This is a genomic window from Terriglobales bacterium, assembly GCA_035561515.1.
Classification (GTDB): Bacteria; Acidobacteriota; Terriglobia; order Terriglobales; family Acidobacteriaceae; genus DATMXP01.
Map to the genome: position 1 here is coordinate 34,409 of DATMXP010000040.1, position 12,897 is coordinate 47,305.

The 12,897-nt window shown below is 56.3% G+C and carries 13 protein-coding genes; 3 read left to right on the forward strand and 10 right to left on the reverse strand.

Features of this window, described 5'->3' with window-relative positions:
* Positions 1-34: 34 nt before the first annotated feature.
* Positions 35-1,867 (reverse strand): endo-1,3-alpha-glucanase family glycosylhydrolase, encoded by a 1,833-nt coding sequence (locus VN577_17705; protein HWR16666.1) that lies wholly within the window; start codon positions 1,865-1,867, stop codon positions 35-37.
* A 421-nt stretch (positions 1,868-2,288) separates the two neighbouring features.
* On the opposite strand from VN577_17705, the gene VN577_17710 reads away from it, so the two are divergent.
* Positions 2,289-2,573 (forward strand): hypothetical protein, encoded by a 285-nt coding sequence (locus tag VN577_17710; protein ID HWR16667.1) that lies wholly within the window; start codon positions 2,289-2,291, stop codon positions 2,571-2,573.
* Here VN577_17710 and VN577_17715 read toward each other — a convergent pair whose 3' ends face one another.
* The gene (locus VN577_17715; GenBank protein ID HWR16668.1) at positions 2,574-3,338 is read right to left on the reverse strand and encodes a sugar phosphate nucleotidyltransferase; all 765 of its coding nucleotides are present in this window, start codon (positions 3,336-3,338) and stop codon (positions 2,574-2,576) included.
* Positions 3,335-4,429, reverse strand: coding sequence for a glycosyltransferase (locus VN577_17720; protein HWR16669.1), 1,095 nt, complete (start codon positions 4,427-4,429; stop codon positions 3,335-3,337). Before VN577_17720 ends, VN577_17715 begins: the two co-directional genes overlap by 4 nt.
* Before the next feature lie 399 nt (positions 4,430-4,828).
* On the opposite strand from VN577_17720, the gene VN577_17725 reads away from it, so the two are divergent.
* Positions 4,829-5,005 carry a hypothetical protein gene (locus tag VN577_17725; GenBank protein ID HWR16670.1) on the forward strand — a complete coding sequence of 59 codons (177 nt, stop codon included), beginning with the start codon at positions 4,829-4,831 and terminating at the stop codon, positions 5,003-5,005.
* 57 nt (positions 5,006-5,062) lie between these two features.
* On the opposite strand, the gene VN577_17730 is transcribed toward VN577_17725, so the two are convergent.
* Entirely contained in the window at positions 5,063-5,485 is a 423-nt protein-coding gene (locus VN577_17730) for an OsmC family protein (protein HWR16671.1), read from the reverse strand.
* Between the two features lie 86 nt (positions 5,486-5,571).
* Positions 5,572-5,982 (reverse strand): SgcJ/EcaC family oxidoreductase, encoded by a 411-nt coding sequence (locus VN577_17735; protein HWR16672.1) that lies wholly within the window; start codon positions 5,980-5,982, stop codon positions 5,572-5,574.
* A gap of 115 nt (positions 5,983-6,097) precedes the next feature.
* Between VN577_17735 and VN577_17740 the strand changes: the two genes are divergently transcribed.
* Positions 6,098-6,982 (forward strand): DUF1684 domain-containing protein, encoded by an 885-nt coding sequence (locus tag VN577_17740; GenBank protein HWR16673.1) that lies wholly within the window; start codon positions 6,098-6,100, stop codon positions 6,980-6,982.
* Between the two features lie 61 nt (positions 6,983-7,043).
* Here the strand turns inward: VN577_17740 and VN577_17745 are convergent, their stop codons facing one another.
* The 5 genes from VN577_17745 to VN577_17765 all read right to left on the reverse strand — a co-directional run bounded on the left by VN577_17745 (position 7,044) and on the right by VN577_17765 (position 12,896).
* Positions 7,044-8,390 carry a hypothetical protein gene (locus VN577_17745; protein ID HWR16674.1) on the reverse strand — a complete coding sequence of 449 codons (1,347 nt, stop codon included), beginning with the start codon at positions 8,388-8,390 and terminating at the stop codon, positions 7,044-7,046.
* On the reverse strand, positions 8,366-10,390 hold the full coding sequence (locus VN577_17750) for an oligopeptide transporter, OPT family (GenBank protein HWR16675.1): 2,025 nt from the start codon (positions 10,388-10,390) through the stop codon (positions 8,366-8,368). The genes VN577_17745 and VN577_17750 overlap by 25 nt, the downstream gene beginning before the upstream one ends.
* Positions 10,391-10,522: 132 nt before the next feature.
* The gene (locus VN577_17755; protein HWR16676.1) at positions 10,523-12,154 is read right to left on the reverse strand and encodes an ATP-binding protein; all 1,632 of its coding nucleotides are present in this window, start codon (positions 12,152-12,154) and stop codon (positions 10,523-10,525) included.
* Positions 12,126-12,521, reverse strand: a complete 396-nt coding sequence (locus VN577_17760; protein ID HWR16677.1) for a circadian clock KaiB family protein — start codon at positions 12,519-12,521, stop codon at positions 12,126-12,128. Before VN577_17760 ends, VN577_17755 begins: the two co-directional genes overlap by 29 nt.
* Before the next feature lie 15 nt (positions 12,522-12,536).
* Complete coding sequence (locus tag VN577_17765; GenBank protein HWR16678.1) at positions 12,537-12,896, reverse strand: circadian clock KaiB family protein; 360 nt, start codon at positions 12,894-12,896, stop codon at positions 12,537-12,539.
* Between the last annotated feature and the right edge of the window lies 1 nt (position 12,897).

Genomic DNA, 12,897 nt, shown 5'->3' on the forward strand with positions numbered 1-12,897 from the left:
GCTTCATGCCGGGCCCAGAGTTCCGCCGCTAGCTTTAGCGGATCGTTATTGTTGCCGAGGTTGATTTCTGCCACGAACCTGATTGCGCTACCACATTGACCGTGTATGTTCCGGGCTGGCTGGGAGCGCTCGCAAGGGCCTCATCGGAAGCAAACTTCGCCGCACCGCCACAACCGGTCATTCCCATAGCAAAAAGAAGGATGGTCGCGAGCCCAAGCGCAACCAGCAACCTCTTTCCGCGTCGTCTATCGGACGCCATCACCATGCAGACGGCAAGGCCCGGCATCCAGATGGCGAACGTACCGATGCTTTTGCCCGCCGTCGCGAGGTGATCCCCATTGGCCTTTATCGTCAGCTTCGTCGAGATGGTGCTCTTTCCCGGTACGATCTCACTTGCCTCGAACGAGCAGTTCACGCCCGCAGGCAAATTGCCGCAATTCAGCTTGACCTTCGATCTGAAATCTCCTGAGGGTTTCATCACCACCGTCGTACTCGCACTGCTTCCTCGCGACACTTCCATTGACGTCTGCGTCAGCGACATTGCCAGGTCGGCCGCACCCGAAGGCACGCCAGGCTCAGCGGGTGGTAAAACTGCCGTCGCCGCCTTCGACGTGTATCCAATCGGCCCCGACATCTTGTTCAGCATCGATGGCTTCCCTACCGCTTTCACGTACACCGTGTACGCGCCACTCGCCATGTCGAATTTCCGCATGTCCACCGAGCGTGTGTCGCTGGAAAAAGCACCCAGCGACATCAGGTTCTTCCCGTCTTGTGAAATGAAGACCGTAAAGTGATGGATCGTCTTCTGGTCGCCGCTGATGTTCCACGAAAGCGTATCGCCGGATGCCGACCCGCTCACCGAAACACAATTGTCGATTCCCATCTCAATCGCGGTTCCTTCTTCGTAGTCGTTCCAGGTCACGATCTGCAACGTTTCCAGTTGTTGTCCCGCGTGAAAGTTTCGGTTCACTTCAGCGAATGTCTCCAGCCAGGTAGTACCGCACCGCTGATTGATGACTCGGTTCTGGCCCCAACCGGCAAGCCGGTCGTCGAAACCTTTCTTCACCGACCCGACGGCTCGCTTCGGGGAGTTCTTCGCTGTCTTATAGAAATTCGAAAGGTACGCCTGTCCCCAGTCGTTTGCGTTCCCGAAGGACCCCACCCAACTGAACGCGCCGTCCGCATAAGATTTTGCGAACATCACGGAATTCTGGAAGACGAACAGCGGGTTGCCGGGCACCTGATTGCGAACGGCATCCCAGTCGATCGGGAGGGCCTCCACGCCAAAGAAGAACACGACCGGCCTACCGTTGATGCGCATGTAATTCGACGATTGCTGGAACTTCTGGTTCGCGTAAATGAGGTCCGCGATCAGTTCGCCCGTTTTGTTGTCGGCTTTCAAAGCTCCCGCGTCTTCCATGATCGCGAACTTGAACCCGCGCTTCTGGGCCTCCTGGAAGATCGCGATCGTGCTCTGGTCTTCATGGGTACGGTTGCGCCCGTACCAGTCGACAATCACGCCCTGAATGCCCCGGCTCATCATGTCATCTACAGTCTTGGCTGCCTGGTTGGGGTTAGCCGTCGAATAACCTACGTCTGCATGATTCGCTTTCCCAAACCACGGCATAAAGTGGGCGTAGATGGCTGTAGTGCTTCCCGGATAAAGAAGAGTGCGGATATCTACCTTGCTGACGTTGCCTGCCGTCGCATTTCCGTTTGACTGCCCCTGGAATGAGTCTGCCGTACTTGTGTTGTTGCCAGTCTCCATGGCCATCGTCGTGGTTGGGATCACCGCTCTTTGGGCAAATCCGAAAGCTGAACTAAAAAGGACAAAAGCTACTACGGTGAAGACTCCGGTCTTTCGCACGCGTATCTCCCGTTCCCGTGTTTCTGGGTTACGCTCGCGGTGCGGATTCGCCGTCGCCGGACAGACCACACTCACGAACACAAAACGTGCTCTGATTCTGGTCTGTCCAGGTATTACTTAGTACTGATTAAAGTCCGTAGCTGGGTTAGCAGATTCGCCTTAGGCTATTTCAGATTTTTCGGGATGAGCTGTGTAGTCGAGCTGCGGCAACCTTCTAATAACAAAGGAGATATTCTGGATTAATTGGAGAACCGAGCGAGATTAGCGCCGGAAGGCCAAGCACCTTGGTTCCGTCGAGTCTAAGTTGCTGAACAACGTTTTTGCCGGCTCGTGCGTCCAACCCAAGTACATCCGGGACTTGGTGTATCTAGCACGGTTTCAGGTTTCATAGACTCGGATTACACTAGGGGGGAAGCCTCCGATGCCTTCATCCAAACACGTCATGGCTACCGAAAAGAGTCCCGCTGAAAAGTCGCCCGCAGAAATAAACGCTCAGCTCAGAACCCTGGCCCATGACCTCAGCAATTCCATCGAGACCATCATGCAAGCCACATACCTTCTTGCTCAGGCGGAGATGGATGACAATGGCAAGAAGTGGCTGGAACTTATCGACAAGGCTTCCCGTGACGCCGCCCGTATCAATCGCGACATCCGCGAGCACCTTCGTGCCCAGACTGCCCAGATGCAGGCCGGCGGAAGCACATAATCACGCAACTCTTTTCGGTTCTATCGATTTCCTGATTCCTCTCAGGAAATCCTGCGCATGGTGATATCCCTGCAGTGTGCCCACATCCATGTAGGTTTCCCCAATGTGCATCGCTCGCACCACGTTCCCCGCATCAATGAATGCATTCAGCAAGTGCCCGAGGTACTCGTCTTCTCTGTGCCGCGACTCCCACAGTAACTTCAGCGCATGAAACGCCTGCCCGGTCGTGGTCACTGCGCCCCAAATCCAGTGCGACTGTGGCACCGGCACTTTTACCTGCACTTCCTCCACGTACCCATGCTCATCGCTCACCACGGCATCGAACTGTGAAGGATCCAGCACCGGAAAGCAGATCAGGTTCACATCCGCCATGCGATCTCGGTCCAGTGCCGCCCGATACGCATTCTCTGGAAACCATATGGTGTCTGGCAGTCCCAGTAGCACGTGGTCGTGGCTCCGGGCAAACTGTTCAGCGCGGAACAGCGCGTCGCATAGACCCTGCGGCCTCTGCTGCACCACGTAGAAGATCTCCGCCGCATACTCGCGCTCGGCGAAATACTTCATGATGTCGGTCTTCTCGCCCGAGATCACCATGCATATCTCGGTCGCACCCGCCGCAATCATCCTTTCGACCAAGTATTCCGTCACCGCTTTCGGTCGCTCCACTCCGTCCACTACCCTGGCGCCTACCGGCAACAGTTCCTTCGAACAGCCGAGCGGCTGAATCCTCTGTCCCGCACCCGCGGCTGGAATAATCCCGATCACCTTCCCACCTCCGCCGAAACCCTTTTCCCTGCAAACGCCGCTTCCAGATAAGAAAGCAACTCGCGCGCTCGACGTTCACCCGTATGTTCCGCCAAGGTCCTCTCGCGTGCTCGCGCCGCCACCAGCGCCACCTCATCGTCTGAAAGCGCCAGCGCACTCATCACGTCGTCGGAATTCTTGGCGATGAAAATCTCCTCCCCCGGAGTAAAGAAGGTATCCAAGCCCTCGAACCAATCCGAAATAATCGGAGTTCCACACGCGGCCGCCTCGAAGAACCGCCCCGACGGGCAATATCCGCTTACTGCCATGCTGTCCCGCGTGAGGTTCAGTGTGAACCGCGAACTTGAATACAGCGCCGGATGATCGCCCGGCCCCACATGCTCAAATCTGCGCAGGTTCGACGGCCACTGCCAGTGCGCCGGATACATTGACCCCGCCAGTACAAACACGTCCTCCGGACGCCTCCGTACCGGCTCGAGGAACAGGGTATCTAGTTTCGCCTGTCGGTCCGCCGCGTACGTTCCCATGTAGCTCATCAGGCATCGATACTGTTCCGGAACCTCCACCCGCCGGTGAACCTCCGGATCGACGCACCCATACAGCGGCAGCGCCTTCTTCGCATGCCACTTCGTACGCAACTCATGCAACGTCATTCCACCTGTGAAGGAAAGATAAAGATCAATCTCCGGGATTTGATCGGACCTGAGGTAGTCGCACATTCCCGCCGCGAGTGCTGCCACCGTAACTGGCGTATCCAGGTCATAAAAGACCTTCAGCGGACCATCCGTCTCCAGTACCTCATCGCAAATCTGCTTCCCGTCCGGACAATAGCTCGCATTCACCACCACATCAGACTCGCGTACATCCGCCAGCGCTCGCGTCCGGACCGACGCCCAGCCGGAATACAGCACTAGCTCACAGAACTCGGCCGATGCAAAATCTCTGCGCTTTGCGTAATACGGCACGTCTTTCTCGTAGAACACCACCTCGTGCCCGAGCCGCTTCAGCGCCCGCACGATCGCCCTGTACGGCGTCGCATGACCATTTCCCCATGACGAAGAAATCGTCAGTCCAAATATTGTGATCTTCAACAGAGTCCCCGCACCTGAATCCTACTTACCTTTCTGATGGCAAATGCCGAAACCCCGTTGCCGTGTAAGGAATCCAGAGTTGCTGGTTCGGAATGTTCCTTCCGATACAGGACCGAGACATTCCCGAGTCTCAGTTCTGTTTCGGAATACTCCAGGTAGGGGGGGTCAACCCTTTCTTTTTCACGTAAGTTGCTGATCTAACGGCAAATATAAAGATTGAGACTGTTGGTATGTTTTCAAATGTGGAGATGCGTGCGTCCTTAACTTCTTTGTTTTCAGATATGGAATACCTGGGGGGTTACCAAAGGCCATCAAACTTATAAGGTGTGACCTTCGTCACAGCCGCAAACTGCGGCGTTAGCCGACTATAGACAGCCATAGAAGCGAGGTTCCCCCTAAATGGACGAGCGTACTTTCGAACTTTCCGAGCTCTATACGCGCATCCTTCAGCTCGAACACTTGCAGGACCTTCGCGGTCAACACGACTCTACGGCCGCAATTCAGGACCACATCGAAGTTCTCCGTAAACGGTTCCTGGAACTCAAAAGCGCGAGCATTCCCCGCACAAATGGGTAACGGCAAAAAACAAAAGGTCGGCCCATTGCGACCGACCTTTACAACCAGGAATCCTGATTACTGCAGTTTGGCATCCAGCGTGATCTTGGCGTTAAGCACCCTCGAGACCGGGCATCCTGCCTTGGCTTCGTCGGCCGCTTTCTGGAACTGCTCTTGCGACGCACCGGGGATCTTCGCCGTCATCGTAAGATGAACGGCTGTAATCGCGAACCCCGCGTCCTGCTTCTCGAGCGACACGGCTGCTTCCGTCGCGATCCGCTCGGCCTTCAATCCCGCCTTCTCGAGCTGCGCCGAGAATGCCATGGAGAAGCATCCCGCATGCGCCGCGCCGATCAGTTCCTCGGGATTTGTCCCGATACCATTTTCAAATCGTGTGGCAAAAGAATACTGCGTATCTTTAAGCACGCCGCTTGCGGTCGAAACAGTTCCCTTCCCGTCCCGCAAACCGCCTGTCCAGACGGCACTTCCTTTACGTTGCATAGCTTCCTCGGTAGTCAGTCGTTCACCGGCACACGGCCGGAATTCCTAATCTACGCCGTCCACGCATCGCTGACAAACGCAGCAACCTAGATCATCGGTGGCAAATCGCTTGACCAGCAATCCGCTACGATCTTCCACTCGCCATCCGGTTGCCGACGCCACACCGTCAGGTACTTGCCGCGATCGCGTCGGTCGTGCCCATCCACCGTCGGAATAGTCATGCTGTAAACACCAACGTCATATGCGAGATCGCCCGAGTGCTTCACGAACGTGACTAGATATTGAAGATCGCGGATGCTCCGCTTCTTCATCGGTCCCTTCAGATACTCGTGGATTTCGTAACGCCCGTGCAGCGTCGCATGGTGCGGCGGCTGATAAACCGCGTCGTCCGCGTAGTGGTCGACTACCTTTTCAAGATTGCCGGCGTTCCAGTTTTCAGCCCAATGATCGCCCAGTTGCGTGATGAGAGATTCGACTTCATCGGTTACCGAAAGCATAAGAGCCTCCTTGAAGCCGGAAACATTGTATCCCCGTTCCAGATCGGTGCGTCTGATCAGCAATGGACTTTCCCGTGAATGTCCATTTAACCTGAGCTGCTGTTCAGGAGCCCGCATGCGCTTAATACCTGCACTTCTATTACTTCTCGTGTCCGTTCCGGCCTTTGCCACCGAAGTAAACTCTGCCGCCTACAAGAAGGACTACGCCGAATGGACCAGAGACTACTCCGAGCACCTGAAGAAGAACTGGCTTGTGGTGGTTGGATTGTCGTGGCTCCGAGAAGGCACGAACCGCGTCGGCGGCGACCCGAAAACCGACGTACCGCTGCCCGCCGGCAAAGTCCCGGCACAGGCCGCGAAGATCGACTTTCGTGCCGGTAAAGCAACGTTTACAGCACTTCCCGGAGCGAAGTTCACCAGCGACGGCAAACCGGTCACCACCATCGAAATGAAGCCCGACGTGAGTGGCAAGCCGACAATCATCGAGACTGCCGGTAGCGTGCGGTTCTACCTGATCCAGCGGGGCCAGCGTTACGGCATCCGCGTGAAGGATTCCAAGAGCAAGCTGCTGGCGGATTTCAAAGGCGCGCAGTTCTATCCGGTGAGCCAGAAGTACGTTGTGGAAGCAAAGTTCGTCCCGTATGACAAGCCAAAGAAGGTGATGGTACCCACCGTCATCGGGCAGGACGCGGAAATGGACAGTCCGGGCTACGTCGAGTTCACGCTGCTCGGACAAAGACAGCATCTTCAGGCGCTCGACGAAGGAGCGAAAGAACTGTTTTTTATTATCAAAGACCAGACGAGCGGAAAAGCCACCTACGGCGCGGGTCGATTCCTGTATTCCGAATTGCCGAAGAACGGCAAAGTTGAACTGGATTTCAATCGTGCACAAAATCCACCGTGCGCCTGGACACCGTACGCGACCTGCCCTCTACCGCCAAAAGAGAACCGCATGAACGTCGCGGTCGAAGCCGGCGAGAAGTATTCAGGACATCATTGATCCCAAAATTAGGAACGAAGAAGGCGTGCTCTCAGGCACGCCTTTTTGCTGAACGAACGACTCAGCGATGTGCGGCAAGAACGTCGTCTACCGTGACTATGTCCACCATGCCAAAGCAGCCGTAGATTGCCGGCAGCACAACTTCGGGTTTGTACTTCCGGCGTAGCTCGGCAACCTTCACTGTGCCGGCGCGATATGCCGGCAAGTACATGCGCCCAAGCAGCGGATGCTGTCCCCACGCTCCCGAGAGCTTGTCAGCACGCTCATCACTTACTAGGAATTCGCGGCGGAGGACCTTCGCGACCTCTTCACGTTTCCGGCCCTCTCCCCAGGTCAGATAAGAAGATTGGTTCTTTGCGTCGTCTTGAAGCAGCGCAAGAAGCACGCCAACTTGAAGGTCTTCGTCGGGGAGTTGGTCGATCTCGGTGATGCCGTGCGCGATCAGGATCGCGTTATTCGCAATGCCTTCCGACAGCGTCGCGCAACGAGTGTTCATCGTAAGCACACTCGCTTCGAATCCGGCCTTTCCGCGCACGTAGAGGTTCTGTAGATAGGCAAACGTGGTCACGTGCCCGGGAACCACTTCGTGACTGACGAGCTGCTCGAATTCCGGATACGAGATCGTCAAGGATGCGTTGACCTCGTATGTCGCTTCGTACTTCGGCGTACGATCGGCGTTTCGCGCTCGGCCAACGTAGTTCATGGAGCCGGAGAACCAGGCGTCCTTAATTGGAAGAAATTCGATATTTGCGCGCGGAACCGCGTGCAGTTCCTTCGGCATAAACGGCAGCAGGTTCTTAACCGTGAGCTGGTCGAAGAGGGCAATGACTGCCGCTCCAAGCGGACGGACACTGGCCATTGGCGAATTGCGCTCGCGACGCCATGCATCTACCGCCTGCAGAAGTTCGTCAGGTGCCGAAGTCTTATGTCCGGCGCGTGCGAGCAGTTCCGCCACGCGCTCGCGTTTCGATTGCGGCTGTGAAGGCTCGGGTGGTCTTCCGGTGGAAGCGATAACGCAACGCTCGTACGGAACCGCAGCGCCTCTTCTGAGGATTTCCTGTGCGAGATCCCACATTGCACTCAAGGATTCGGCAAGTCCAGCGAGATACTTTCCGCGCAGTCCTCCAATTTTTTCCGCTTCACCCTTCACGCCCGCGATCGCAGTGGGGATGTCCACGTCGCGCAGGTAAGCGTCAATGATGGCGGCATCCAGATTCTTCGCGGTTACGCCGCCGGTTTCGCGAACCTTCGCCGCGGAAGGCGTGGTGTAAGCGTTCGGCAAAGGTTCATCGGCAAACCATGAGTCGGCGATGAAGCGTCCTGTGCCGGAAGGGCACATTACGTCGCCGCCCCAAAGCGTATCGATACCAAGAACTGCGTCTGCTACGAAACGTCCTGCTTGGTCCATCGGATCTCCTTTGGCTTACGCAACGACCAGAACCACACGTAACAGCATAGAGCAATGAACGCAATCGCCGATACCGACTGCGAAATCGTTTCGTTTGCGTAGAACGGTGTATGGACGAGGTCCTCTCGATAGAACGGGAACAATCGCAAGGCCGCACCGAGCACACCGCCGAGAGCGCCTCCTGCCATCAGGCCTGAAGCAATAATCACGCCGCGCTCACGGATCGTGCGTCCGGATTCTCCGCCCTTTTGTTCAGCGCGCTTGTTGAGGAAATGCGAAAGGAATCCGCCGACAAGCGCTGGTGTATTCAGTTCCAGCGGCAGATACATCCCCAGCGCGAAGATGAGCGACGGTTGGCCGAGCATCTCCATGATCAGGGTAACGAAGGCTCCCACTCCAAACAGCAAGTACGCAACCGGCTGTTGGCTCATGAAGCCTTCCACAAGGGCTTTCATGATCGAGGCCTGCGGCGAAGGCAACACCGGCCGGATGTCGCCGGGAAGAGCTTCCCCGAACTGGAACGTTCGGTCGAGCATAACGATGGTCAAGCCAGCGGCAATGGCTGCAGCGGCTACCCCAATGATCTTTACTTTCTGCTGAGCTGCTGGCGTCGAGCCGAGCCAGTATCCCGTTTTGAAATCGGTGATCGTTTGGCCCGAAATTGAAAGCGCGGTACACACCATGCCCGCGATGGCCATCACGAAGAACATGCCCGTCGTCCCGGAGAGTCCGAACCGGAGAAGTACGACGGATGAAATGATGATCGTGAGCATCGTCATACCGGATACCGGATTGCGTGCCGTGGTGGCGATGGCGTTGGCGGCAACGGAAGTGAAGAAGAAAGAGAAGAGCAGAGTCAATAGCAGCCCAAGCCCGACGATGCCCCACGAAACGGGCAGGTGTCCGAGAAAAGCCGCCACACCAATCGCTCCAACTATCACTCCGGCGAAGACACCGATAATTGGCAGATCGCGGTCAGTGCGTTCCGAATCAACCTTTTCACCGGAGCGGAACACCCGAAGTGCAATCCCGAACGAACCAGCCACGATCCGAAGCGACTTGATGATGCCGAAGATTCCTGCCGTGGCGATCGCGCCGACGCCGATAAAGCGAACGTAGTTGCGGTAGATCTGTGCGGCGGTCATGTCGGAGATTGGCATTGCCGCCGGATAAATGGCTGTTCCAACGTGGCTGCCAATAAACCAGATCAGCGGTACCAGCACGAAATTGGAAAGCACACCGCCGGAGCAGAGAATCATGGAACTGCGCAGCCCCATGACGTAGCCCAGCCCCAGGATGAAGCCAATCGCGTCGAAGCTGAAAACCATCCGCGTACGCTCGGTCAGATGGCGCATCGCGGGAACAAACTGGAAATCAACAAATTCCTTCCAAACCTGGAAGGTGGTGACAAAGAAGTCATAAACGCCGGAGATCGCCGTGGCCTGCAACAGCAACTTGGCCTGCGAGCCGCCCTTCTCGCCGGTGACAAGTACCTCTGTGATCGCCGTCGCTTCGGGATACGGAAGCATGCCATGCATGTCGCGAACAAAATAACGGCGAAGCGGAATCAGGAAGAGAACGCCGAGGCATCCTCCAGCGAGGCAAATGAAAATCGTCTGAACCGGATGAGGATCGAGCTTAAGAATGTAGAGCGCTGGCAGCGTGAAAATCGCCCCGGCAACCACGGCGCCGGCACTGCCGCCGATGCTGGTCATGATGACGTTCTCCAGCACGCTTGAGCGGCGGCGGTATACACGAGCCAAGCCAATCGCCAGGATTGAGATCGGGATCGCGGATTCCATCACCTGCCCGACCTTCAGCCCCGAATAGGCCGAGGCTACCGCAAAGATCACGCAAAGAAACGTACCCCACGCGATGGAACGGACGGTCAGTTCCGGGATCTGGGCGCCAGCGGGAACCAGTGGTTCGTACTTTTCTGTCTGCGCTAGCGGCTTGTAGGCATTAGAGGGCAGGGATTTTGTTTCGACTTCGGTAGCCAAAGGAACCTCCGCATGGGAAAGGCTGCGGCGGCATTCTAACCGCGGGTCGTCCCAGCTTCGTGTGACGAAGTTACCTGCTGCGCGTGACACATAAACCGAGTGAGTTCAGCGGAATTCCTGCGAAGGGTTGGATTAAGCCGTGCTGCTGAGCATGCCCACACCGCTTCCACGAGTGGGAAGGAAGATCGAGAAGACCGTTCCGCTGTGACGTGGATGCGTGCTGCTCTTCATGCGGATGTAGCCGCCGTGCTTGTGGATGATTCCCTGGCACACCCACAGCCCCAGGCCGGTTCCCTTCTCGCCCTTCGTGGTAAAGAATGGCTCGAAGATTTTCTGCGCGTTCTCGTGGCGGATACCCGGGCCGTCATCGGCGACGACAATGCGAACACCGGGTTTGTGCGAGTTCATATATTCTCGGCTGGTGTAAACGCGGAGGCGCACCTTTCCGGCTTCCGGTGCTGCCTCGATAGCGTTCTCGAAAATATTTGAGATGACCTGTCGCAATTCGTTTGGAAAGCCGATTACGTCCCCATTAAAGTCCATTTCTTTGTGCACGCGGATGCTCTTTACCCTGAGTTGCTGCGAGAACAGATAGAGGACGGACTCCATGATGTCGTTGAGGTTTACGCGCACCGGCATGTTGGTATCGCGGTGAAATGCCAGCGTCTGCTTGGTAATGTGCGCAACGCGGGAGATTTCAGCCTGGGCGACCTGCGCATATTCCTTGAGAGACCCATCGAGTTTCGGATCCGAGGACAACAGATAAAGCAGGTTCGTGACCGCCGCCAGTGGATTATTGATTTCATGCGCGATGGTCGCTGCCAGGCGCCCGGTAGCAGCTAAACGCTCGGAGCGCCGGAGATACTCCTCCGTCCTCTTGCGCTCTTCGATGTCGAAGAGTGTGATTACCGCCCCGGAGGTCGCATCGCTCGGCAGTTTTAAGCGGGCTGCACTCATCAGCAGGTGTGTTGGTTCTCCGTCCTCCTGGCGAAAGACCACCTCGGCGCCCCGGTAGGCTTTTCCTTCGAGCACCGACCGGAGCGAAAAGGATTCCGCGCTGAGCTGATCTCCGTCGGAGAACTGCAGAGGCAGCACCATTTCGAATGGGAGCAGTAGTGTGTTCTTTCCGCAGAGATTATGGAACGCCTGACTGGCGAGCACCACGCGACCGGTGTTATCGCAAACGGCAATCGCTTCGGCGGCCTGTTGCACAATGAGGTGAGCGAGCCTTCCAGCGGAGACAATCTCATCCTGCATCTTCTGCTCGGTTAAATCGGTGATAACCATGCACACCGAGGTAGAGCTTTCCTGGAATATGTTGGCCGAGACAAAAACAGGAACTCGGTCTCCATTGGACTTCAATAGCTGAAGTTCAATCTTCGGGGGACCGTCGAGCGGATGTTGATAAACGGAGTCGAACCTGGCGCGTTCGGGTTTCGGAACGAAGTCGTAAATAGAGCGTCCGATGACGTGGTCGAGTGGATAGTCGACGATATCCGCAAAGGCGTGATTGCAGTAGAAGACTGTTCCATCGGCACCAATGGTGACCGCCCCTTCCTTCATGCGTTCGACGAACACGCGATATGCAGCATCGGATCCGGCGAGCGTGAAGACCTGAGCGCCATGCGGGCCGGGGACAACGATCGCATCCACGTGGCCGTCGCGCACGGCTGCCAAGGCCTCTTCGGCAGCGGATAGCCTCAACTTCAGTTGTTGAATTTCCTCCAGGACCTTCTTACTGGCCCGAGGATTTGCTTCTCGCATTCAAACTACTCACCGAAATTCCAAGCCCAGCCAGAACTTTGCCAGCATCGGACATATCGCCAATGAAGGTCCTGTTCGGCAGCGGAAGAATTTTGATTAACGCGGGAGCGGCGACCACATGGTCGCGCTTCGCCAGCGATGGCTGTTGATACAGGTCAATGATCTCCAAGTCGCAAACCGCTGGAGAAAGTGACCTACACAGCTCGCGAATAGATTTGATGGCACGCATGGAATTAAGGTTTGATCCTGCGACGTACAGCCTGAATTGATATCGGGGGGCGGGTTTTCCGCGGAGGTTCTCGAGAACGTTATCCGGATTCGCTCCGCGGACAATCACTTTGTTCTTGGATCCCGCAGGGCGTTTCATGTCAGTCTTCGGACATCACGCCCGAGTTGGTGCAGCCGGCTTCAGATCGAGGCCAACCAGTACCCGTTCGCGATTCGAAAGATCTCCAATAATTTTCTTTACAGGAAAAGGTAGTCTCCTGACGAGAGTTGGAATCGCGACGATCTGGTCTCCCTTCGCGAGCATTGGGTTCTCAAGCAAGTCAACAATTTCGATCTGATAACGGCCCCCAAGATGGACTTCGCAAATTTCCTTCAGGTTCGCGAAGGCAGCAATCGAATTCGGAGTATTGCCGGCGACATACAACCGGAGTCGCCACTTCGATGGCACCCTGAGAGATGATTCGCTCGACTTCCCGGTTTGCTTCTTCTTTGCCGTAGTGTTCTTGCTGACCATC

Excerpts from the sequence above, each read along its gene's own strand:
- VN577_17710 (HWR16667.1), top strand. The coding sequence starts at position 2,289 with ATGCCTTCATCCAAACACGTCATGGCTACCGAAAAGAGTCCCGCTGAA.
- VN577_17725 (HWR16670.1), top strand. The coding sequence starts at position 4,829 with ATGGACGAGCGTACTTTCGAACTTTCCGAGCTCTATACGCGCATCCTT.
- VN577_17730 (HWR16671.1), bottom strand. The coding sequence starts at position 5,485 with ATGCAACGTAAAGGAAGTGCCGTCTGGACAGGCGGTTTGCGGGACGGG.
- VN577_17735 (HWR16672.1), bottom strand. The coding sequence starts at position 5,982 with ATGCTTTCGGTAACCGATGAAGTCGAATCTCTCATCACGCAACTGGGC.
- VN577_17740 (HWR16673.1), top strand. The coding sequence starts at position 6,098 with ATGCGCTTAATACCTGCACTTCTATTACTTCTCGTGTCCGTTCCGGCC.
- VN577_17745 (HWR16674.1), bottom strand. The coding sequence starts at position 8,390 with ATGGACCAAGCAGGACGTTTCGTAGCAGACGCAGTTCTTGGTATCGAT.
- VN577_17755 (HWR16676.1), bottom strand. The coding sequence starts at position 12,154 with ATGCGAGAAGCAAATCCTCGGGCCAGTAAGAAGGTCCTGGAGGAAATT.
- VN577_17760 (HWR16677.1), bottom strand. The coding sequence starts at position 12,521 with ATGAAACGCCCTGCGGGATCCAAGAACAAAGTGATTGTCCGCGGAGCG.
- VN577_17765 (HWR16678.1), bottom strand. The coding sequence starts at position 12,896 with ATGGTCAGCAAGAACACTACGGCAAAGAAGAAGCAAACCGGGAAGTCG.